At 47.1% G+C, this 23,162-nt stretch carries 21 protein-coding genes and 1 pseudogene; 14 read left to right on the top strand and 8 right to left on the bottom strand.

The window, feature by feature from the left end:
* Positions 1 to 638 precede the first annotated feature (638 nt).
* Entirely contained in the window at positions 639 to 1,061 is a 423-nt protein-coding gene (locus RIG66_RS15200; RefSeq protein WP_446379375.1) for a hypothetical protein, read from the top strand.
* Complete coding sequence (locus RIG66_RS15195; protein WP_446379373.1) at positions 1,054 to 2,403, top strand: hypothetical protein; 1,350 nt, start codon at positions 1,054 to 1,056, stop codon at positions 2,401 to 2,403. Before RIG66_RS15200 ends, RIG66_RS15195 begins: the two co-directional genes overlap by 8 nt.
* Before the next feature lie 90 nt (positions 2,404 to 2,493).
* Here the strand turns inward: RIG66_RS15195 and dtd are convergent, their stop codons facing one another.
* The 3 genes from dtd to RIG66_RS15180 all read right to left on the bottom strand — a co-directional run bounded on the left by dtd (position 2,494) and on the right by RIG66_RS15180 (position 4,583).
* Positions 2,494 to 2,940, bottom strand: a complete 447-nt coding sequence (gene dtd / locus RIG66_RS15190; protein ID WP_446379371.1) for a D-aminoacyl-tRNA deacylase — start codon at positions 2,938 to 2,940, stop codon at positions 2,494 to 2,496.
* Between the two features lie 249 nt (positions 2,941 to 3,189).
* The gene (locus RIG66_RS15185) at positions 3,190 to 4,377 is read right to left on the bottom strand and encodes a class I SAM-dependent methyltransferase (RefSeq protein ID WP_446379369.1); all 1,188 of its coding nucleotides are present in this window, start codon (positions 4,375 to 4,377) and stop codon (positions 3,190 to 3,192) included.
* A gap of 38 nt (positions 4,378 to 4,415) precedes the next feature.
* A complete protein-coding gene (locus RIG66_RS15180; protein WP_446379367.1) occupies positions 4,416 to 4,583 on the bottom strand; it encodes a hypothetical protein in 168 nt (55 codons plus the stop codon).
* Positions 4,584 to 4,976: 393 nt separating this feature from the next.
* Here RIG66_RS15180 and RIG66_RS15175 point away from each other — a divergent pair, with 393 nt between their 5' ends.
* The 4 genes from RIG66_RS15175 to RIG66_RS15160 all read left to right on the top strand — a co-directional run bounded on the left by RIG66_RS15175 (position 4,977) and on the right by RIG66_RS15160 (position 10,148).
* Positions 4,977 to 8,285, top strand: a complete 3,309-nt coding sequence (locus RIG66_RS15175) for a phycobilisome rod-core linker polypeptide (RefSeq protein WP_446379366.1) — start codon at positions 4,977 to 4,979, stop codon at positions 8,283 to 8,285.
* A gap of 380 nt (positions 8,286 to 8,665) precedes the next feature.
* Positions 8,666 to 9,151 carry an allophycocyanin subunit alpha gene (gene apcA, locus RIG66_RS15170; protein WP_446370408.1) on the top strand — a complete coding sequence of 162 codons (486 nt, stop codon included), beginning with the start codon at positions 8,666 to 8,668 and terminating at the stop codon, positions 9,149 to 9,151.
* Positions 9,152 to 9,256: 105 nt separating this feature from the next.
* A complete protein-coding gene (gene apcB / locus RIG66_RS15165; RefSeq protein ID WP_446370407.1) occupies positions 9,257 to 9,742 on the top strand; it encodes an allophycocyanin subunit beta in 486 nt (161 codons plus the stop codon).
* A gap of 202 nt (positions 9,743 to 9,944) precedes the next feature.
* Positions 9,945 to 10,148: a phycobilisome linker polypeptide gene (locus RIG66_RS15160; RefSeq protein WP_006101555.1), complete on the top strand. Its 204-nt coding sequence runs from the start codon at positions 9,945 to 9,947 to the stop codon at positions 10,146 to 10,148.
* Positions 10,149 to 10,250: 102 nt separating this feature from the next.
* Here the strand turns inward: RIG66_RS15160 and RIG66_RS15155 are convergent, their stop codons facing one another.
* The 3 genes and pseudogenes from RIG66_RS15155 to RIG66_RS15145 all read right to left on the bottom strand — a co-directional run.
* Positions 10,251 to 10,610 (bottom strand): DUF5615 family PIN-like protein, encoded by a 360-nt coding sequence (locus RIG66_RS15155; protein WP_446379363.1) that lies wholly within the window; start codon positions 10,608 to 10,610, stop codon positions 10,251 to 10,253.
* Complete coding sequence (locus tag RIG66_RS15150) at positions 10,591 to 10,938, bottom strand: DUF433 domain-containing protein (protein ID WP_446379361.1); 348 nt, start codon at positions 10,936 to 10,938, stop codon at positions 10,591 to 10,593. Before RIG66_RS15150 ends, RIG66_RS15155 begins: the two co-directional genes overlap by 20 nt.
* A 62-nt stretch (positions 10,939 to 11,000) precedes the next feature.
* Positions 11,001 to 11,093 (bottom strand): annotated as a pseudogene (locus tag RIG66_RS15145) (Uma2 family endonuclease); the annotation flags it as partial.
* Between the two features lie 167 nt (positions 11,094 to 11,260).
* Here RIG66_RS15145 and RIG66_RS15140 point away from each other — a divergent pair.
* Positions 11,261 to 12,475 (top strand): FtsW/RodA/SpoVE family cell cycle protein, encoded by a 1,215-nt coding sequence (locus tag RIG66_RS15140; protein ID WP_446379359.1) that lies wholly within the window; start codon positions 11,261 to 11,263, stop codon positions 12,473 to 12,475.
* Positions 12,476 to 12,514: 39 nt separating this feature from the next.
* Here RIG66_RS15140 and RIG66_RS15135 read toward each other — a convergent pair whose 3' ends face one another.
* Positions 12,515 to 13,282 carry a DUF3747 domain-containing protein gene (locus RIG66_RS15135; RefSeq protein WP_446379357.1) on the bottom strand — a complete coding sequence of 256 codons (768 nt, stop codon included), beginning with the start codon at positions 13,280 to 13,282 and terminating at the stop codon, positions 12,515 to 12,517.
* Positions 13,283 to 13,512: 230 nt separating this feature from the next.
* Positions 13,513 to 17,202, bottom strand: coding sequence for a response regulator (locus RIG66_RS15130; RefSeq protein ID WP_446379355.1), 3,690 nt, complete (start codon positions 17,200 to 17,202; stop codon positions 13,513 to 13,515).
* A 587-nt stretch (positions 17,203 to 17,789) separates the two neighbouring features.
* Between RIG66_RS15130 and RIG66_RS15125 the strand changes: the two genes are divergently transcribed.
* The 7 genes from RIG66_RS15125 to RIG66_RS15095 all read left to right on the top strand — a co-directional run bounded on the left by RIG66_RS15125 (position 17,790) and on the right by RIG66_RS15095 (position 23,148).
* Positions 17,790 to 18,401: an N-acetyltransferase family protein gene (locus RIG66_RS15125; RefSeq protein ID WP_446379353.1), complete on the top strand. Its 612-nt coding sequence runs from the start codon at positions 17,790 to 17,792 to the stop codon at positions 18,399 to 18,401.
* A gap of 429 nt (positions 18,402 to 18,830) precedes the next feature.
* A complete protein-coding gene (locus RIG66_RS15120; protein ID WP_446379351.1) occupies positions 18,831 to 19,385 on the top strand; it encodes a hypothetical protein in 555 nt (184 codons plus the stop codon).
* A 142-nt stretch (positions 19,386 to 19,527) separates the two neighbouring features.
* Positions 19,528 to 19,788: a MoaD/ThiS family protein gene (locus RIG66_RS15115; RefSeq protein ID WP_044207491.1), complete on the top strand. Its 261-nt coding sequence runs from the start codon at positions 19,528 to 19,530 to the stop codon at positions 19,786 to 19,788.
* A 105-nt stretch (positions 19,789 to 19,893) separates the two neighbouring features.
* Complete coding sequence (locus RIG66_RS15110; RefSeq protein WP_446379349.1) at positions 19,894 to 20,349, top strand: DUF2996 domain-containing protein; 456 nt, start codon at positions 19,894 to 19,896, stop codon at positions 20,347 to 20,349.
* Positions 20,350 to 20,847: 498 nt separating this feature from the next.
* Positions 20,848 to 21,630, top strand: coding sequence for an RNA polymerase sigma factor SigF (locus RIG66_RS15105; RefSeq protein WP_446379347.1), 783 nt, complete (start codon positions 20,848 to 20,850; stop codon positions 21,628 to 21,630).
* Between the two features lie 155 nt (positions 21,631 to 21,785).
* A complete protein-coding gene (locus tag RIG66_RS15100) occupies positions 21,786 to 22,703 on the top strand; it encodes a hypothetical protein (RefSeq protein ID WP_446379345.1) in 918 nt (305 codons plus the stop codon).
* Positions 22,704 to 22,896: 193 nt separating this feature from the next.
* Positions 22,897 to 23,148: a hypothetical protein gene (locus RIG66_RS15095; RefSeq protein WP_446379343.1), complete on the top strand. Its 252-nt coding sequence runs from the start codon at positions 22,897 to 22,899 to the stop codon at positions 23,146 to 23,148.
* Positions 23,149 to 23,162 lie beyond the last annotated feature (14 nt).

Below are 23,162 nucleotides of genomic sequence, written 5' to 3'. Positions count from 1 at the left end.
CTTAAATGGTTTATTTCCACGAACAGTTTTTACTCCGAATACTTCTTGAGCTATACAATTCTTCTCTTCCTTGTCTACTTTCCTTCCTTGTCTCCCTTGTCTTATCCCCACCCTAAAGTAAAAAACCTACACCTGTCAGCTTGTAGATCCCCCTCCCGTCCCCCTTAAAAAAGGGGGAAGCCAGCAGATGCTTCGCTTTTTGTTCCATGGGGGATGACAGAGGATGCTTCGCTTTTGTTTCCTTGGAGAAGGGGAATTAGAACAATTAATGATAAAAAAGGTAGGTAGCTACGCCTGCAATATAACACCTTTCTTGCTCCCCTCTCCCCAGAGTGTGAGAGGGGCTGGGGGTGAGGGGTTTCTGGCTTAAGCTGTAAGGGCACGATAATATCGTGTCCCTACCATAAATTCGGTGTGCCATACTACTACAATTTGCCTTATTGAGAAGGGATCAATATCTGAGTTTTAAGTAACAAGCTGTCACCCATTTAAACTGGGAATGGGTAGCGATAAATATGCTAGCACTACAATGAATTGACAAGCCATTCTTATATAATTATCGTAGGGGCGCAAGGCTTGCGCCCAGAAAAACGCCGCAGAAAACGAAACCCAAATCTCACCCTATAATACGCTTTGTGATGAAATCGTCTATCAACAGCTTAGAAGTCGTTACGATTTACGCCTTCCTGGAAGCCTTAACTCAACAAACTAAACCTCTCCCACCCGACTTAAAACACCAAATTAACGAAGTCGGACACCTATTTACAGAAAACCCCACAGCCGCCGTCAATCGCCTGTTGGAGTTAGCCGAACATGAAACTATTAAACCGATTTACGAACAAACCCGTCTGGAGATTCAAAATCAATATGAATCCACCGAACTAAATATATGGATGTCTTTCGATGAACCCAATCCCTCAGACGAACCTGAACCCGAAATCCTAGAAAACCTAATGGCGGTGAGTCTACAATCTCCCGAACCGGAGAAAGAGGCACAAACCCTATTATCTAAATTAAAATCCCTCTTTCCTCGGTTGTTTGGGCATAAAAATAATGATTAATTACAGCTATCTAACCCTTGACTTATTTACCTATACTCTGATCAAGGGGTTAGGATTTGATTCCAGCAATACCCTAAAACCAGATCAGCAGTTTTGGCGTCAACTACACGATCATGTTACAGCCTCTCTGAGTAATGTTTATTATTTAACTCCATTAGACGATATAGACGATCAACTAAAATTTAGTGGTAAACTGGACGATTTTTTCGTCGATGGAAACTATCAATCTTTTCACTTAGGTGATACTCAAGCCTTTGTATTTGACCGTTCCGCTAACCCCAAAAATACGCAAAATTCTGTCAATTATCTCAGCCAACTCAAAACCCTAACCCCAGAGTTTCCCACCACAGACTTAACGCTAGGACAAACCTGGATGATTTCCGGTTGGGTATCTTCTAGCCAGGACGATGAACTCGAAAACCTCGCTCAAACCCTGTACAAAACTTTAGTGGGTCAAGAGTGGGATCATCAACGAATGGGACAATTTATGGGCGCAACAGTATTTGAAGTCTGGCGTTCGCCTCAACTCTCGGATAAACCCAAAGCCAATAGTCATACTCTGATTATTTTCTATACCAATGACAACCAAATGGAAGCAGCAGGAAAATTTTATCGATATTGGCTACATTTACTCTGCTATCGCCATAAAATTTGGTACGCTTACACCTACAGCCGCCAACTGAAACAAGAACTTCAGGACGAGTTTAATCAAATTATCCCTAGCTTTCCCACTCCAGGTTGCTACGACTTAGATAAACTGAAACGCGACTTAAATAATAACCGCCATATCCTGTTCCGCTACAGTCAAAAACTTAACCTATTAGCCAATCAACAGCAAACGATTATCACCAATCTCTATAACTATCAAAGTTATTTGAACTTGATCGAAACCCAAGCAACAAAACTTGGCACAACTGACCTAACCTTTCTCAACGCCTTTAGTCAAACCGTTGAGAAACACTATCAACCGCAACTGGAACAAGACATCGCCAGCTTAACCCCCAGTTTAGGCACATTACAAGGGCTAACTGATACCGTGCGAGGAATTGTTGAGATAGAACAAGCGCAGCGCGATCGCAACTTCCAAAATAATATTGCCATTGTCGGTGTCGGCTTAGGTACCGCGTCGATTTTAGCCTCTGTTCCTGATTTAGAAATGATTACAGAACTACCGCCAGTCAACGCTTATATTACCCACTGGCAACTCAGCAAACCTCAAGCTAATTTTGTCGTTAGCCTCAATGTTAGTATCTTTGCCGGAGTATGGGTGGCAATATTCACCGCGATCGTGATTAAACTCGGTGAACTATTACGTTCAAAGAAATCCTCTGAACGGCGCTAAACTGTGATACTTTTAAATTTGGTATTAGTAGCAAGTAAATTGGGTAGTAGTAGCGAGCAAGATGCTCGCACTACAACGATTTTATTAATTCTACCGTTCCAGCAGCAATGTCACGGGTCCATCATTTTCAATCGAGACATGCATCATCGCCCCAAATACCCCCGTTTCCACTCGTAACCCACTGTGACGCAACTTTTCCACAAACTGCTGATACAATTGTTCCGCCTGTTCGGGATTTGCCGATCGCGAAAACGAGGGGCGACGCCCTTTGCGACAATCCCCATACAAGGTAAACTGACTCACCACCAACAATTCGCCGCCAATTTCCTGAACAGACTGTTCCCAGCGATCGCTATTGCTATCGGTTCCCGGAAATAACCGCAAATCCAAGCATTTTCGCGCCATCCAATCCAGTTCAGTTTCCGTATCACTATCGGCAATTCCCACTAGCAAATTTAGCCCTTGACCAATTTTACCAACGACTTCACCATTAATTGTGACTTGAGAGGATTTAACTCGCTGAATAATAACGCGCATTTACAATTTACATAAGTGTGTAGGGGCGGGTTTCACCAATAACGCATCGGATTAAACCATTCACTTAACTAAACCCGCCCTGACTTGACCCTTCGCTTACAGAAATCGGAACCTAATGTGTGTGTACGGTTGGGTTGAGGGGCGGGTTTAGTCGCACAACCCCCTCACCCCCAGCCCCTCTCCCACCAGGGGAGAGGGGAGCAATAAATGACAAATAACGAATGACGAATGACGAATGACAAATGACAATCACCGACTTAAGATAATAAGCTGTTGCTGTTGGAGCGATCGCACTCCATCTAATCCTAACTCTACATCCCTTAAAATCTCTGCCACAGTGCGCTGTTGACTGCTATTTTCGTCACAAGCTTGCAGAAAAGCAAACTCGGCATCTGATAAATTAATAATCTGATAATCATAGTTAAATAAACATTGACTGGGCCACCCTTCCATACAGGGATTGCGTTCGGGAATCGCCGCTAATAACTCCTGATCCTGTGACCAATCAACCTTCGGTAAAGGTGGACGCCCCAAGAAAAACTCGTAATGGGACAGATCTGGATCTAACAACTCAATTAAACGATACCGTTCGCGATCGCTCAACCCACTCGCCCGTTCCATTAATCCTGGATTTTTTCCCAATAGTCGATCCAATTGCCAATATCCAGGATTAGAAAAGCCGATAAATTCCAACCCCGACGCATCAATTAACTCAAATAAACTGTCAATCGTGTAGTCAATCTCTTGGGGATGCACATACATATCCGCGAAATTCGCATCCCGTTGATTTTCCAATGACCAACGTTCTTTTTCTCGCTTGACAATTCGATTATTTTCTGGTAGTGATTCAAACACCTGACGTCCGACTTGCACACCATCTTGGTAATCCCCACGCTGTTCCCCTTGCAAAAGTGCGATCGCCTGTTGCATCAGCCGCACTTCCCAGCGCCCCAATTCAGCATAGACAAAAATATGCATCAAGCCCCCTGGTGCTAACTTGGGTGCTAATGCCTGAATACCGCGAATCGGATCAGGCAAATGATGCAATACGCCTACACAGTTAATTAAATCAAACTCTCCCTCCAATTCCTGGGCATCATAAAGACTCAAGTGATGAAACTCAACCCGATTCGCCCCAGAACGATGACAGCGTTCCTGCGCCACCTGCAACGCCCCAGCACTCAAATCGATACCCACAACCGAAGCTTGGGGATTCAGGTGAACCAAATATTCGGTGCCTACCCCTGTACCGCAGCCCGCATCTAAAATCCGAATATCCTGCCTCGGCGGTTTTTGACCCGTGCAGAAATTATAGGCGGCTAACCAATTCCAGCGCCAGTTATACCCAGGCGGCGGTTCATCCAACAGGGGTTCTGGGGGAAAGGGGTAAGCGTCATACAATTGGGCTACAGCAATGCTGGTATTGTCATTTGTCATTCGTCATTTGTCCTTTGTCATTCGTCATTTGTCCTTTGTCATTCGTCCTTTGCTCCCCCATCTCCCTCATCTCCCTCATCTCCCTCAGCTTCCCCAGCTTCCCCATCTCCCTCATCTCCCTCATCTCCCCCATCTTCCCCAATCTCCCTCATCTCCCCCATCTCCCTCAGCTTCCCCATCTCCCCCATCTCCCCCATCTCCCCCATCTCCCCCAGCTCCCCCAGCTTCCCCAGCTCCTTCACCCCTCGGAACCCGAACTAATGTAACAAAACTTATGCTTTTTCTCAGTGAGTGAGATTAATCCACTATGATGACTCTGTTATGACACTGTAAAATTTTGGCATGTATTCTATACACTTCTTAATAAAGCCGTTAAGCAGATCAGAAACGTTTTAATCTAGATTCTGACCAGGTTGAGCGAGGTCACTGGTTGATTTAGGGCAAGGTAACGCAGGATATCCCATTCCCTGAACAAGTAGGTCTGGGAAAAAATCTTAATGTACTGAGCCTAAGAATGTAAACGACAGTGACCTAGATGAATCCCCTGGTCAGGCTTAACACAGTCAGTAGCAATTGTCGATGGGAGCGTTTGAAAATCAATGAGTGTTAAGGCAAGTGGTGGAAGCTCAGTTGCACGTCCGCAACTGTATCAAACTGTACCGATTAGCAACATTATCCAGGCTGAACAGCAAGATCGGTTTTTGGGTAAAGGAGAGCTGCTTGAGCTGTCCGAATACTTCCAATCCGGTACAAGACGCATAGATATTGCCAATCTGATTACTCAAAACTCAGATTTGATCGTATCTCGTGCCGCTAACCGGATTTTTGTCGGCGGTTCTCCGATGGCGTATTTAGAAAAGCCCCAGGAAGAACCTGCACCGGAAATGGCAATGGCAACCAGTGGTGCGGGTACAGGTGATGTCAGACGCACGATGACACTAGGAACCGCGACGTATGTAGAAAGTGGCGGAGGGTTCTTTGAAGGATTCCGGAACATCTTTAGCGCCTCCAGTGGCGGTCCAGCGCCATCGGGATTCCGACCGATAAATGTCGCCCGTTATGGTCCAAGCAATATGCAGAAATCCCTGCGCGACTTGTCTTGGATGCTGCGCTACCTCACCTACTCAATCGTTGCCGGTGACCCGAATATTATTACCGTCAACGTCCGAGGATTACGGGAAATTATCGAAAATGCTTGCTCTGGAGATGCCACCCTACTGGCACTGCAAGAAATGCGGGCAGCCTCTTTGGGATACTTTAAGCGCGATGCTGAAGCCGCCCAACTGGTGGGTGAGTACTTTGAGATTCTGATCAACGAATTCAAAGCCCCGAATCCAGCCGATAAAGTCCGCCAACGTCCTTCGCCGGATCAGCAAGGGTTACAACTGCCTCAAAGCTACTTCAATGCCGCAGAACGGCGTCCGAAGTTCGTGATGAAGCCGGGACTATCGGCATTAGAAAAGAACCAAGTGGTCAAGGCGGCGTATCGGCAAATCTTTGAGCGTGATATTAGCCGCGCTTACAGCCAATCCATCTCCTACCTAGAATCTCAGGTGAAAAACGCCGACATCTCCATGAAGGAGTTTGTGCGTCGCCTGGGTAAATCGCCCCTATACCGTAAGCAATTTTACGAACCCTTTATAAACAGTCGTGCTTTAGAACTGGCATTCCGTCATTTCCTGGGTCGGGGTCCGTCCTCTCGCGAAGAAGTTCAAACCTACTTCTCGATTGTGTCTGATGGCGGTTTAGCGGCGCTGGTGGACGCCTTGGTGGATTCTCAGGAATACTCCGATTACTTTGGCGAAGAAACTGTTCCCTACCTACGGGGATTGGGACAGGAGGCTCAGGAATGCCGCAACTGGGGCATGCAGCAAGACTTGCTCAAATACAGCGCCCCTTTCCGCAAGGTACCGCAATTTATCACCACCTTTGCTAAGTACGAGCAGCCGTTACCGGATCAACACCCCTACGGTGCTGGTAATGACCCCTTAGAGATTCAGTTTGGGGCAATTTTCCCCAAAGAAACGCGCAATCCCAATACCCAACCAGCTGGTTTTGGCAAGGATACTAAGCGCATCCTGATCCATCGCGGACCGGCGACGAATAACCAAAACAGCAATCCTCAGGCAAGGGGAGAGTTTCCGGGTTCTCTGGGGGCGAAAGTCTTCCGCTTAGACCAGATTCCTAGCACTAAGGCGGCTAGTGTCACATTTGCCGAAAGCTCGACCCAAAAGGTGATTAGTGCCTGCTATCGCCAAGTCTTTGGACGGGAGGTTTATGATGGTCAACGCCAGAAAGTGGCGGAGATTAAGCTGGAAAATGGCGAAATTACCATCCGGGAGTTTATCCGCATCTTGGCGAAGTCCGATGTCTTCCGCAAGATGTACTGGACATCCCTGTATGTGATGAAGGCTGTGGAATATATCCACCGTCGTCTATTGGGACGTCCCACTTACGGGCGCGGGGAAACGAACAAATACTTTGATATTTGTGCCAAAAAAGGCTTCTACGCCCTGGTTGATCTGCTGATTGACAGCAAAGAATACGAGGAAGCCTTTGGGGAAGATACGGTTCCCTACGAGCGCTATCTGACACCGGGGGGTCTACAATTGCGATCGGCTCGACCGGGTGCGATTCGTGAGGATGTGGGGACTAAGCCAGAAGTACCAGCGACTCCTGCCTATGTGGAAATGGCAAAAGTGCCAGAAACGCGGACTGAGCCGGATGTTCAATTCCGAATTAATCAGGGCGTTAACACTAAGCGCCAGCAGACCAAGATCTTTAAGCTGACGGATCTCAATAATAAGCCAGCGGTGAAGGTTCTGATTCGTGCCGCGTATCGCCAGATCTTTGAGCGCGATGTTGAACCGTATGTGGTCAAAGGTCAGTTCTCGAGCCTGGAAAGCAAGCTGGGGAACGGTGAGATTAACCTCAAGGAGTTTATTGAAGGGTTAGGATGCTCTGAACTCTACATCAAAGAGTTCTACACGCCTTATCCCAACACCAAGGTGATTGAGTTGGGAACCAAGCATTTCTTGGGTCGAGCACCGGAAAATCAAAAGGAAATCCAGAAGTACAACCAGATTCTGGCATCCCAGGGTATCCGAGGCTTTATCAGCGCCATGGTTAACAGCATGGAGTATGTTCAAGTCTTTGGTGAAGATACGGTTCCCTATCGTCGCTTCCCCACTTTACCGGCGGCGAACTTCCCCAATACGGAGAAACTCTATAACAAGCTAACCAAGCAGAATGATCAACTGGTGGTTCCTAGCTTTGAGCCAGTCAGTTCACGAGTGGATGGGGCAAAACTGCCTTTGACGGGGAAAGCGATCGCGGATATGGCGGCGACACCTAAGCCTGATTTTGTCGAACTCAGTCGTTCTGTACCCAAGGACAATAATCCAGCGGTTCAACCCGCCATCGGAATTGCCAATCGTAAACCAGCACGGATTTTCCGCCTAAACCCCGGAAATCCGGACGAAACGGCTCAGGTTATTGAGGCAATTTATGCTCAGGTGATGGATATCTGGACGGGTGAAATTCCCCCATCCTATCGACAGCCTGACTTAGAGCGTCAACTGAGCCAGGGTGATATCTCGGTGCGCGACTTTGTTAAGGGGTTGGCATGTAGTGAAAGCTATCGCCAGCGCTTCTACTCACCCTATCCCAGTGCCAAAGTCATCGAGTTTTTGTTCCGTCATCTGTTGGGACGCACTCCTGCGACTCAAACGGAGATTCAGGACTATACCAAACTCATGGCTGAACAAGGACTGAATGCGGTTGTGGTTGCGATCGTGGATAGTTCAGAGTATGCTCGTTTCTTCGGGGACTATGTGGTTCCCTATCCTCGTGTTCCCTCGTTGCCAGCAGGCAATTACTTGGGCAGTATCAAAGCTATCTCTGATTAGGGATTAGGGTAATGTTCTAGGCGTGTTACGGCACGTCTTTGAGGAAGATAGGGTGTAGAGACGTAGCATGCTACGTCTCTATAATCAGCGTTCCCCCACCCCTAAATCTGAGGACAAATGTTACAAAATGTTGCGAACATAGGAAAAATGTGAACAATCTATCGCAAAATATTTGCGGAAGAGAGCTGTCTCACTGACCTAATGTATCGCTAGCTACTCTCACCAATCTTGAGTCGATTAAGTCGTTTCAAGATCAGGCAGAGTCAGCCATTAAGCTGGAGAGCCTAGCCCATTGGGAAGCGTTTCAGCGTTTCAACAGTTACAATAAGCCAGTTTAAGTACACACACCTGGTTACATTCTTGGAGGAGGAATCCTGTAAATGAGTATAGTCACGAAATCAATCGTGAATGCCGATGCCGAGGCTCGTTACCTAAGCCCTGGTGAATTAGACCGGATCAAGTCGTTTGTGACCTCTGGTGATCGTCGCCTACGGGTTGCTCAAACGTTGACAGACTCTCGTGAGCGCATCGTTAAGCAAGCTGGAGACCAGTTATTCCAGAAGCGTCCTGATGTTGTTTCTCCCGGTGGTAATGCCTACGGTGAAGAAATGACAGCAACTTGTCTGCGTGACTTGGACTACTATCTGCGCCTAATCACCTATGGTGTTGTCGCTGGCGATGTTACCCCAATTGAAGAAATTGGCTTAGTCGGCGTGCGCGAAATGTACAAGTCTTTAGGGACTCCCGTTGACGCTGTTGTCGAAGGCGTTCGTGCCATGAAAAACGCTGCTACCGGTATGATGACTGGGGAAGATGCGGCTGAAGCTGGCTCCTACTTCGACTATGTAATCGGAGCAATGCAGTAGACCCTATCCGACTGGGAAAGACGTAGCATGACGCTTCCACACCTGGACGTTGCACGTCTGTCTTAAGGATTCGAGAGACTAGGTGAAATAAGGAAAATAGAATCGATGCAAGACGCAATTACCTCTGTTATTAACTCTTCCGACGTTCAAGGAAAATACCTGGACGCCTCTGCGATGGACAAGCTCAAGGGCTATTTCGCCACGGGTGAATTGCGGGTGCGTGCGGCAACCACAATCAGTGCTAACGCAGCAACTATCGTTAAAGAAGCTGTTGCCAAGTCTTTGCTCTACTCGGATATCACTCGTCCGGGTGGCAACATGTACACCACTCGCCGCTACGCTGCTTGTATCCGCGACTTGGACTACTATCTGCGCTACTCCACCTATGCCATGTTGGCGGGTGACACCTCCATCCTAGATGAGCGTGTACTCAATGGACTCAAGGAAACCTATAACTCTCTAGGTGTTCCCATTAGTGCAACCGTACAAGCCATCCAAGCCATGAAAGAAGTTACCGCCAGTCTGGTGGGTGCTGATGCTGGTAAGGAAATGGGTGTTTACTTCGACTACATTTGCTCGGGTTTGAGCTAGAGAATTCTGGAACGTTCCCTTGTGAACCTGTAGTCGGTAATTTTTTCAAGGTTTGGGAAATCAATTGTGAGTGCTAGCTTGTTAAAGGCAAGTCTGACTTTTTAGTTAAGCAGATGAGTTTTGACAATCTAGTATTGACAGTTGAGTCCCAAACCTGATTGCAATATAAAGTTTCTGAATTTTAATTAGGAGAACTTCAATCATGCGAATGTTTCAGGTGACGGCTTGCGTCCCTAGCCAAACTAGAACCAGAACTCAACGGGAGTTGCAAAACACCTATTTCACTAAGTTAGTTCCCTACGACAACTGGTTCCGCGAACAACAGCGGATCATGAAAATGGGCGGCAAAATTATCAAGGTGAAGCTAGCCACTGGCAAACAAGGTACAAATACTGGATTGCTTTAAAAAATAGCTTCTACGGCAAAGGTGGGGGGTCGCGATGACCCCTTTTTGATTGAAGATTGTCAGAAGGTATAGCACGACGAGGATACGTTAGGAGATTCCCGTTCAGAACAGTGGGATAAACTCTATGCGATCTTGATACTCATCATCAAAAGATCCTTCAGCGATCAAAATTAACTGCTCAAGATTTTCACCAATACTTAATTTTGGATTAAGGATAAAAATTCCCGGTGCATGGTGTCCTAGCGCAATGTGATCTGCCAGATGAACTGGCATAGATTTGCGGTTGTTAGTAACGAGAATACAGCGATTCTGTTCACACCAAAACAAAATTTCTGGGTCTAATGTTCCTTTGGGTGGAGCCGTAATATCGCCCACTGCGATCGTAAATAAATCTGGATTAAGGCGGCGGAGTTGCTTGGTATAAGTTGGATCGACATTTTCATCAACAAGATACTTGAGCATGATCCATTTGATTTGCCTGTTTTTCCGCTTTCAATTTTCGCAGTCTTTCTACAACTGGACGAGGATTCCGCTGTTGTTCTGCACGCATCCGATCGCCCCACTCTAACCAATCGGTCATGTAAGCTTCAACAGCTTCCTTATTATGCAAATAGTACAAAATTGTTGCATACACTTGCTCTAAGGTTAGCGAAGTATAAGTGTTAGCGATTTCTTCTGGGGTTTTTGCCCGAAAAAGGTGGTCAAATAAAATTGTTTCGATCCCGATTCTTGTACCTTTGAGCCGAATGTCATCAGGAGCTAAAAAATTAAAGTAATCCTCCAGTCGCATAATTTTTTTTAAATAAAAGATGTCGTGTTGGCGATCTTAGCATACAAGTCTCAAATAAACTCTAGTGGCTGATATTCACCCCAAACTAACCAGAATCCTTGAAACTCTAAGGTATCAGGGTGAAACCCAAAATATTCTGGTGTGCGAAAGGTATGGGAGCATCCAAATTTTGGGCGTTAGCTCTTTTGAGGGGGCTGAAACCCTTGAAATATCATTGCTTTTGGAAGTGGTGTTTCTTATGTCTTTTAAGCCTACTGATGTAATTACTGGATGATATACTCCGGTTGCGCTACCCTAATTGAGAGTAATAAATGAAATTTTAGTGACTCTACGTAACCTGATTTCATGGATTCATCCTTCGGCTAAGGACTGGGGAATCGATGCCCGTCTATTGCGCTGGTTAACCTTTCTGTGGCTATTGGTGGGTTTGGCGGTGCTGTTCTCGGCATCCTATCCCAGTGCCGATGCTGAGTTTGGTGACGGTTTATATTACTTTAAGCGACAGCTCATCTGGATTACCCTAGGCATGATCGCCTTTAATTTTTTTGTGCGATCGCCTTTACGGTATATCCTCAGAATTGCCCATTGGATAATGCTGGTGTTATTGGGGTTGATCTTGATCATCCTGATTCCCGGTGTGGGAACAACAGTGAATGGCGCAACCCGCTGGCTATCCCTGGGTTCTGTTCCCCTACAACCCTCGGAATTAATTAAACCGTTTCTGATCCTTCAGAGTGCTTGCATCTTTGGGCAATGGCAACAGATTTCCGTGCGAGTACGCCTGTTCTGGCTAGGGATGTTTGCCCTAGTGCTGTTGGGAATTTTGCTCCAACCAAATCTGAGTACAACGGCGCTATGTGGGATGACGCTATGGCTCATTGCACTGGCGGCTGGGTTGCCCTTTTCCTACTTAGGAGGAACCGCCTTGGGAGGCGTGTTACTGGCAACGATTAGTATCAGCATCAAGGAGTATCAGCGGCGTCGGGTGATGTCCTTTCTCAATCCCTGGGCTGATCCGATGAATGACGGCTATCAATTGATTCAAAGCCTGCTGGCGGTAGGATCAGGGGGTACATGGGGTTCTGGGTTTGGTCTATCCCAACAAAAGTTGTTTTACTTACCCATTCAATATACCGACTTTATTTTTGCCGTATTCGCGGAAGAATTTGGCTTTGTCGGCAGTACATTATTGCTGCTGCTGATCGTAGCTTATGCTACCTTGGCAACCATTGTGGCATTAAAAACCCGTCATCCTGTGCATCGGTTAGTTGCGATCGGAGCGATGATTGTAATTGTCGGTCAGTCGCTGTTAAATATTGGTGTCGCCACAGGGGTTCTCCCGACTACGGGTTTACCCTTCCCATTTTTTAGTTATGGGGGAAGTTCGATGATTGCCAATTTGTGTTCGGCTGGATTGTTGATTCGGGTAGCCAGAGAAAGTAGTGAGGCTCAAGTCGTTTCTTTACAAAACCGTCGCCAATCACCACCTCAGCGGCGTAGGCGACAGAGAACGCAGTTACAGAGGATTCGAGATTAAGGCGTTAGTAGAGACGTAGCATGCTACGTCTCTACATCTTCAATCTTCCAAAATTGGCACAGTCTGATTGGAAGCAGGAGGGGGTAGGGTTTGAGGATTGGTAGCTGGATTGTCTAGGGTGGGTACAGTAACTGATGGTGGAGTATTTTCCTCGCTTGGCTTTGTGAAAATAAACTCCCGCTCGGTTTCTGCGGGTGCAGGTTCCTGTACTGCTGGCGTTACCGGGTTTGGAGGACTCACCGCTGGTGTTGCTGGCATCCCTGTATCGCTTGTTAGATAGATATGACCTAAAGTTCGACCTTGATAAGCACGTCGAGTGAACCGCCAACCGGGATCAAGTTCAATTTTGAGAAAATTGCCATTACTCAACCCTTGGGTTCTGCCAATTTCCACCTTGGGAGCTTGACGATTCATCCGATTTGTACCCATGAGGACTAACTCGCCATCACGCTCGACAAGTCTGAGCAAATAGTCTAATCCTAAATCTTGACCCTCCATGCGAATCGAATAACCATTACTATCAGTGCTACGTCCGCAAATGCCTGTAAAGTCAAAATTGAGCAGTAACGGATCAACGATCGCGGGATTACTTCCCACCTCCTGCCAGCAAGCGCGTTGGGTTGAGCGCTGTTCGATAATTAGTAATTGATACTTGTTATCCCCGAAAGGAGCAGCAACGGCAATAAAGTTATCAGAATTGACTTCTTGACTATCAAATGTGCCTGCCTTGAGGGAATTTGAACCTCCGACGGTGAGTAGAAATGCCGTCGTTAGAACTCCAACGTTGAGCCATCGTAAACGTTTCATAGTTAGTGTGGTTGCTGAAAATTTCTACATTCCACAATAGACGTAGTGAGCGCTTCAAAGATTCCTAATCTAGGATTTGACATCCTCCCCGGTGTAAACGCACAGGGATTCCTACCGATAGGGGTTTGGGAACCAAACTGATGGCGCTCATACTTCCCCTGCTCCCCCAGCTCCCAGACGTGCCATGGCACGTCTCTACATTGCTCCCCCAGCTCTCCACCTTCCCCGCACTAGCGACTCCCCTGATCGGGTGAATTGGAATTCACTGGCACAGGGTTAACGGCAAAAGTTAAGACTGTCTCATCAACACCTTTAAGTTTAAGAGAACGATACTTGGCGATCGCGTCATCATCTAACCAATCCGCAACGGATGCCGAAACCAGGATTGAATTCGGTTCAGCGGCTTCTTGCAATCGGGCGGCGATATTCACTGAAGGACCGATCGCGGTATAGTCGGTTCGTTCATCTCCACCAAACATCCCCACTACAGCAGTTCCTTGATGAATCCCACAGCGGAATCGTACAGGCGGGGGTCCTCCATTACCCACGAGTCCCCTCGCTTGCCACTGTTGATTCAGCTCATCGAGCGATCGCAACATTTGTCGTGCCGAGGCGATTGCCCGTCGCGCTTGTTCGTGAGGACTTAATTCTTCAGGAGCGCCGAAAATCGCTAAAATGCCATCCCCCATAAACTTATCCACCGTACCCCCATTATCAAACACCGCACGAGTCATGGCGGCTAAATACTCATTCAGCAACTCAGCAATTCGGCGCGATCGCAAGGTATTCGACAACTCGGTAAACCCAACAATATCACTGAATAAGGACGTAACTAAGCGGGGTTCTGGATGTAAATCCAGTGCTAATTCTCCCCGTGCTGCTTTCTGAACCATAGCTGGGGGTAAAAACCGCTTCAGTACCGACTCAGTTAGATATCGATTTAACTCAACCACGCGCTGTTCTTGTTCTTTAAGCGCTAACAAATTCCGGACTTCTGCCAACAATTCCCGGTCATTAAACGGTTTGGAAAGATAGGCATCTGCCCCCTTTTCTGTTCCCTCAATCCGGCTGGCTTCATCCGCTTTTGCCGTGAGCAATATAATCGGTATTCCCTTAAAGTCCTGGGAACCCCGAATGGTATGAATCATATCCAGTCCTGACATCACAGGCATCATCAAATCAGTCACGATAAGCTGAGGATGACACTTCTGCGTCATTTGCCATCCCTCTTCCCCATTCCGTGCTGTCCACACCTGATACCCCGATTGCCTTAAGATACTGCTTACATAAGCCCGTAAATCGGAATTATCATCAACGACCAAAATTCGCGCTACTTTCGCCGCCAAAGGTGTATGTGGATCAACAGTCAAATAAGCATTTCCCGGCTCTTGAGGTTCGGCTTCGGGTTGATCTTCGGGTTCCCCGAAGGAATTTAACTCCAAGTCCGCCAGTTCCACCAATGCTCGACTGGACTGGATTTCCGTGGCAACATCCACAATCTGCTCGACGGGGAGGTGAGCTTTTCCTTGTTGTAAATGAATAGTGAATGTTGTTCCTTTTCCCTGTTCCGAGGATACGTCAATTTCTCCCCCATGGAGTTCTACTAATTCTTTCACCAACGCTAATCCTAAACCACTGCCTTCATAACTGCGGTTGACTGAGCCTTCTGCTTGTCGGAACCGTTCAAATAAATGAGGAAGTTGTTCTTTACTAATACCAATACCCGTATCGGAAATTTTTAGACAAACTTTATTGTCCGTCGATTTAACGGTAATGGTAATACTCCCCCCAGCATTGGTAAATTTCATCGCATTTGACAGGAGATTATACAATACCTTGTCAAATTTTTCTATATCTAAATAAATCTCAGGACAAGGGATGACCTGGCTCAAGAGATTGATATTTTTTTTCTCGCAGTAGGGTTTAAAAGTTTCAACAATTTGATGAATAAATTCAATTAAATTACAGGGACGGAAACTCGGTTGCATCCGTCCCGCATCGAGTCGCTGTAAATCCAATAGCTGATTGACTAATCGCAACAAGCGGCGCGAATTCCGCAGCGCGATCGCACTTTGTTCATAAGGTAATCCCTGATGTTGATTAATTGCCGATTCTAGTGGCCCAATCATCAGGGTCAGGGGCGTGCGGAATTCATGGGAAACATTTTGGAAAAATTCCGTTTTCTGGCGGTCTAATTCCATTAACCGCTCGGCTTGCTGTCGCGTTTTTTGATAAAGTCGCGATTGCTGAACCGCAATTGCCGCTTGGGATGCCACGGCTTGGGCAAGCTCAATTTCGGATTGCAGCCAGTGGCGTGGGGTATCGGTTTGCCGCAGGCTAATGCTACCAATAATTTTGCCATCAACCAATAAAGGCACCACCAAAAGAGCGCGGGCATTTTGGCGCAGGGGTAGGTCAGACCCATTCATTTGGGGATTGGCTGTCAGATCATCAAGCACTACTGGGGCTTGGGTATCAATAAGCTGCCGTAATACGGGATTGCCGACAATCGGAACAGCTGACAGAGGAAGTTGAGTTGAGGAGACCGATTCAATTGAGGAGGTAGGGGAATCAGTTAGAGTGACTTGATTATTCTTTGGAAATTGATCATGATGATTAACCGACGTTCCCACCACTTTGGTTGATTTCCCATCATACAAGCCCACACATTGAACAAACTCATCGTCTTCACTCCACAGAGACAGAACACAACCATCAACGTTGAGAGCAACGCCTAATTGTTGAGTAATGGCTGTGAAAATTTCTTGGGGATCAAGACTAGAACGAATAGCGCGAGTAATTGTGTTGATTAAGGTTTGCTGCGTCGCTAAGGTGTGTAGCTGTTCATACGCCCGTGCCTGGGAAATTGCCATGGCAGCTTGGTCTGCTACCATCACGACGAGTTGAATTTCGTCATCTTGCCAGCTATAGGGTTCTACACACTGGTGTAACGCCATGACAGCCACCAATTCCTGTTGACTAATCAGGGGGACGACTAAGCTAGAGCGAATATTCGCTTGTTGATACGCCTGTAGCCGAGCTTCGCCTTCAGGACTATCCTGATTAAATCGTTCATCTGTCAATACATCGTGAATAACGGTAACTTCATGGGTTTGCCAAACCGTCTGAGTTAAAAGCGGCGGTAGCGATGAGGTCGCATCTGTATTTTCACCCGTGGTTTGTATGGTACAGGAGTTGGGTTGCGCCTGTGCTAAGTCTAATGGTGAATGGTTCGGTGATAAGGGTTGCCTACCATTGTCTCTAAACCTTGAAGTTTCGCCCTCTGAGTCGCTCAGTTGCCGTTGATAGACAAACCATTCATCGACCAACTGCTCTTGCTGGAAGGGACGAAGAATACAGACATCGACTTCTAGCAAGTGACCCACCGTCTCAACAATCCGCTGTAGAACGTCTTTAAGCGGGGAACTACCACTTTTGTCATACTGAGCATTGCGAATGGTATTGGTTACGGTATTCAGCAGGGTTTCCCGACGCAACGCCCGACAGAGTTCACTGGTGCGGGACTTAAGGACATTATGAGTGTCCATAGCTTGCCGCACGACTGACTTCAGTTCCTCGGCATTCCAGGGCTTGGTGACGTATTTAAATACTTTACCCGCATTGATGGCTTCAACGAGGTCTTCAACATCGGTGTACCCCGTCAAGATAATCCGGATAATATCAGGGTATTGAGCGGCGGTGATACTGAGAAACTCCGTACCACTCATTAGTGGCATACGCTGGTCGGAGATAATCACAGCCACATCTCCTTCAGCTTCCAAAATTTCTAGTGCTGCAGGACCATTATCTGCCCGCAAGACTTTATACTCACGATGGAATGTTCGATATAGCAAGTCCAGGTTGTCGGGTTCGTCGTCAACAACCAGAAGTTTAGGCTTTCGTGTGGATTGAGATCTCATGCACCGCTCTCCTGCTGCCAGAGCTTTTGCGAATAAAAACAGTTTGCAAGCACGTTAGAGATTTTTACGGCTGGCAATGACTGGCTCGATGAGAACTCTCTGACTCCAGGGAAGTGTAGTTCGATGATCACGACGGGCTAAAGGAAGCATGTTACTTGTCCTGCGGCAATTTGGCTATTGTGACGGTAGTTAGTGGTACACCCCAATTGATTTTAATTTTTGTTTTCCAGTATGGTTGTATTCTGCCTCAAGTTGCCGAATAGTCATGTTTGGTCTGAGCGTCTTGGTTTTGGCTTTACCATAAGAGTTATGCGATCGCGCCTAACTCCTCTATTTTGGGCGAATCCTGAAAATTTAGGGGATCTAGCATACCTTGAGGACGCAAAGCGCTGCGCCTTGATCGGCTTTATGATGGTGTCATGCCCCTGGGAAAGCGCTGTGGGAAGAAGTGATTCGTCAATGCTCTCCTTGTACAATACTATCGTTCTAGAAACGAAAGACGATGATTTCTGGTTAAGTGTTGATCCCAAGGGAGTGGTGATGGCGCTCTTTATGTTTTTGCAATGGTGAACCCCTGCTTTTCTTTCGTGACGTCCCACAAAGTTGCTTCTGAAGCTCAGCAGACGCTGGCTGTGGATGCTTCCCGCTTAACGATCCGGAGGGCAAAAGACCAAGATCTAATTGCGCTCTCGGAAATTCTAGCGGATAGCTTTCACTCGCAACAGGGACTCTGGCGTTTGGTTTATCCAATTTGGCGATTAGGAATTTATGAAGATCTGCGGAATCGACTGCGTGGCAATTCTCCCCATTATGCCTGTTTTGTTGCCCTCAACCCTGATGCTTCTGGCGATAGTGCTGACGGGCTACTCGTCGGCACTGTCGAAATTGCCCTCCGTTCTCCTCCATCCTGGCAACCTCAAGGTCACCACTATCCTTACATTTCTAATTTAGCGGTCAGAAGGTGTTGTCGGCGACGGGGTGTGGCTGGACAATTACTGCTAGCTTGCGAGCGTCAATCCTTGGCATGGGGCTTTCCCAATCTTTACCTTCATGTCCTAGATAGTAACGATCAAGCGCGGCAACTTTACCTGAAAATGGGCTATCAACTGCATCATCTAGAGCCGAGTTACAGTCTCTGGCGACGCCATCCTCAACGTTTGTTATTACGCAAGCGTTTAAATACGGGAACACCTGGATAACCCTAAGAGGAATTTTTTCCTCACGGCGGTAAGTGACACAGTTGGGGACATAATCTCCACTTTGCCGCCTTTGGGAATCGAGTTTCTCGCTCCAGCTTTACCATTTCTTTAAAAAACGTTCCCACTTCTTCACAAAATCTTCATAAAATTTCTTAACAAATAGGCGTATATTGACCCAATTCAGGCATCTGTAAGGGATTGACCTGACCTATAGCTGTAACCGTATGCCATAAAATAGAGTTATAAATTTGTCGAGAAGCAACAAATGACACCGATCTGAGTTGGTTTGATAGGGTAATTCAACATAGAGGATCAACAAAACTTCTCTTCTTGGTTATTATCAAAGACTGATAACCAAATAAATTGATTAGTTGTGCGTTCAACCTGGGTGCATCCCTGCTCCCTTGAAATTAAGCAATACGAGTTGAAATGGAGAGCGAAAATAACCAGCGTTGCCAAACAACTCTTTACGAAGAAGAGGAGGTGCTTGCCCGCCCCAATAGTTTCGCCAACGCTCAAGGCTCTAGTGGCATGAATAAACAAAGCCCAAATTCCCATGACTCACCGGAAGGAAAAATTCTTCAGCAGCTTCACGATCAGCAACTGTTGATCGTGAATCCTCGGCGTCGGAATGGCTTAATTCTCTTCAAGCGCTATCATGCTGAATTTGCTGGACCCGGTTCAGGGGTGGGAGGATTATTCGATGTGGATTGTCAGCGGGTGCTACCTGTGGGAAACATTTCTTTACTCTCTCCAGAATCATCAGAAGAGCGACAGCGGGCGTATCTGATTCGACGACAGTGGGTGAGATTAACGATGCAAATTACGGATAACCCAGTTCCCCTGCAACGCGCCCAAAAGATGATAGAGCAGTTTGAGGGCTTCTTTGACGCGGAAACAATTGCTAAATTACCTAATGAGGCTTTTTCTCTGTTGGTGGGAGTCTTGCCTCAGACGGTGATTAAAGTGCGTCACACAGGCTAGTGCAGTGTGGCAGAGGAGGGAAGATGGGGGAGATGGGGAAGCTGGGGAAGCTGGGGAAGCTGGGAAGCTGGGGGAGCAAGGTGGGAATTGTCAGGGGCGGGTTAGGATAAAGATTGGAGCATTTGTTAGCGGATCACGCCGGATGTCTGAACCTTTGATTTGTGTCTCCATCAAACTGTTCGCCGCTTATCAAGACGCCTACGGCGTCCCTGAACTTCAACGGGAGTTCCCCGCCCAAACCCCTGTATCTGTCCTTCTGGATAGCTTAATCGCCGAACATCCTCAACTGAAACCCTGGCGGGATTTGACTCGTTTTGGTATCAACCTCCAGTTTGTTGAACCGGATACGATTTTGCAAGCAGGAGATGAGGTTGTCCTAATCCCCCCTGTCAGTGGCGGTTAATTCGGATGAATTCCGGCGAAGAGAGGGGCAACAGGTTAATTGATGGCTCCTTTTTCTGTAAAAATATAAAGAGAAATTATCAGAAAAACCTGCAAGTGAGTCGTTATGCCAGAAAAAAACAAATCTAATCCGGACGCTCAAGGGGCTAAATCTAAATCCTCTAAAGCAAAAAAAGAGAAACCACCAGCACCTGAGGACAAACCGTTCCCGGAATTTATCGAACAAGAGTACCTACCCGCATTAAAGACTGCCTTTGGCGAAAAAGGTGTCGATGATGTAGAGGTCAATTTTGTCAAGGAAAAATTCCCGATTCCCGGTTTAAGCAGCCAGCCAGACTGCTGGCAAGTCATTGGTCGCTTCGCTAATGGTCAGCGTCAATTTAACGTATATTTCCCTGATGAGGATATAAAGGCGCAAAAAGCCTTCTCCTGTGCGCCCAAGGGAGCCAAACCCAGTACCCTTGAGTCATTTATGATTGACGAACGCAAGGTGTCTCTCGATCTGCTGGTGTTTTATACCATACAGCGATTGAATGCCCAGAAATGGTTGGCAAGAAATTAGTTAGGGGCTGCTAAATAAGTGTTGTGGTTAGGGGGAGCTGGGGGAGCAATGTAGAGACGTATCATGCTACGTCTGGAAGCTGGGGGAGATGTTAGCCGTTCAGTTATTTCCCTGCTCACTGCACTATGAGGCTTCTCTTGAGCGATCGCAAATATGAGTTATACTTAACTGAATGGGGTATGCTTTAGACAAGCTTGAGATTTCCAGCTAAATTTTTCCAAAAACAGAGTCCTGCTGTAACATAGTGCGATACTAGGGTGTACTGACTGCTTTCCTTGGAGATTAGCCAAAACGTTAGCTCATGGGTTTACCCTACTCCTGCTTCCTGGCGTTGTGGTAGCCGTACTTGCGAAAAACGGCTGTAGCTGGCTAATCTATTAGTGATCCTGACCTGTAGTGATCCGAACCTCTAGATTCCAGCAGCAAATTTCCCACCGAACCGCTGGCTTGAGTTAAGGGTTCTCACTCAACGCACGCTTCTACCCCCTTACTTTTGCTATGCTGACTTCCATTACCCACGAACAAGAACTAAAACACGAAAGCCTGCGATTGCTGCGAGACTATCAGCAATCCAAATCCGCAGAGACTCGCAACCAGCTAGTGTATCTCAATATTGGGCTAGTTAGACGAGAAGCTCATTATTGGGTCAATCAATGCACCGAAAGCTATGAAGACTTGCTACAGGTTGGTTGCCTAGGTCTGATTCGAGCGATTGAGCGATTTGCTCCCAGCAAGGGTAATGCGTTTAGTTCCTTTGCTATTCCCTACATTCGTGGTGAAATTCAGCACTATTTGCGCGATCGCGGCGGTTGTATTCGTATCCCCCGGCGCTGGTTGGCGCTACAACAGCAGTCTATCGCTATTATTCGCCAGTTACGAGAGGAACTCAATCGCCAACCCACCGATGCAGAAGTAGCGGAAGTTCTGGACATTCCTCTAGCCGAATGGCAAGAAATTAAACTAGCTCATCAGAATCGAGAACCTCTGAGCCTAGATACGCCTGTTGGGGACGAAGAAGATGGCACAACCAGCTTGGGTGATATTGTCCCTGATCCGCAATATCGCAGTTTTCAACTGGCACAAGAAGACCAAATTCGCCTGCAACAAGCGCTGGTTCACCTAGAACAACGGACTCGCGAGGTTTTGGAATTTGTCTTTTTACATGATTTAACTCAGAAAGAAGTGGCAGAGTTGTTGAATATTAGTGTGGTAACCGTGTCTCGCCGCATGAAAAAAGGACTCAACGCCATGAAAAATATTATGAATGGTGGGGAACGGTAAGTGTCAAAGATGATGGCGCGATCGCTACTAACAGTTGTAGTCAAAGCATCCCCAACCCTTTCACTATAATAGTAAGTAGAGAAAATAATTGAAATATATTTCTAATTGGGGTGTTCTGTCTGGTGTCTTCTGTAAAAATATGGGGGGACTCGATCATGCATAAAAAATTATTAGTTGGGTTGATCACAGTATTAGCATTGTACATAGGAGGTTGTCAGGGCGACGATACTGAACAAATTGGCGAAGTGCCAGAGCCGACAACAGAGGAATCGCCAAGCGAGTCACCAACTGCACCAGAGGTAGCGCCCTTTGCCAATCCTGATGTAGGCGCACAGCCAAGATTGCCAGCAGCATCAGGGTTGATCCAAAGTCAGTCGTCCCAGGAGCAAGTTAGAAAAGTAGAAAAAGGACGCAGCGATCCCTTTGCTACCCTGACCCTAAAACCGGAAGTAACCGTATCGCCTAATCCTCAAGCACAAGGACGATCTATACCTGTACCTGTGGTTCCGCGAGTCCCCTCGCCTCCCGTTAGGAGGGGGACGGGTAATGGTAGTCCAGGTAGTCCAGGCGGTGGCAATCAAAGCAGAGGAACAGGTGGCACAGGTGGCACAGGAAGAACGGGTGGAAACGGTTCCAATGTAGTACCAGGAGCAACAACATCACCAGGAGGAACGAGTGCCAACGGTGGTAATGGTGGTAATGGAGGGCAACCAGGTAGTGCGACAGCCAGTGGAAGTCCGGTTCCGGAACCCCCTCCCTTGGTTCCCGAACTGCCAAAATTACCAGATCCTACATTAGCTAGGCAAGTGGAAGTTGAGGGTGTAGTCCAAGTTGGCAATGTGCCTCGAGCTATTGTCAAAGTTCCCAATGAACCAAGCCGCTACGTCCAAGAAGGACAAAGGATTTCCAACGGACAAGTTCTGGTTAAGCGGATTGAAGTGAATCGCGGTCCGACGCCAGTGGTTGTTCTGGAGCAATATGGTCAAGAAGTGGCTAGACAGGTTGGTGAAGGACCTGCGGGAACTCCAGCACAAGCCGAATCCTCTACCGCTTTGCCACCACCACCCGCCTGATGTCAGGTGAATGAGCATCGCCCGCCCTAGCTAGGAGCGCGATCTGTCAGGATAAATAGTTTGTAGAGACGTGCCATGGCGCGTCTCTTTGTATTAAAAGCAGTAGCTCGCAAACTTTGGTAACCTGGAGGAATTCAACCCAAAAAACGTATCCCAGAAAACGAAAAATTAGGTGAATTGAAACGTACAGCCTGTGGCAAGCCAATCACTACGATATTATGTATCTGGTTCGAGAGTACCTTTAGCCGTTTATCGAGAGGTGGCGGCTCATTTACGGCAAGTAGAAGGAGTAGACGTTGAGCTAATCCCCCAAATGTCCCAGACGTTTGATTACAATCAAAGTCAAGTAGAGGGGTTATGGATTCAACATGCTGATGATTCTGATGCGGTGAGTCGAGAACGAGTTAACCAAATTTTGACTCACTATAACCTACTCACGACTTAATGAAGAATCGTTAA

The organism is Coleofasciculus sp. E2-BRE-01, assembly GCF_040221695.1.
GTDB lineage: Bacteria > Cyanobacteriota > Cyanobacteriia > Cyanobacteriales > Coleofasciculaceae > Coleofasciculus.
The sequence above is the reverse complement of the archived record's forward strand: the minus strand, read 5'-3'. Positions and strand labels throughout refer to the sequence as shown.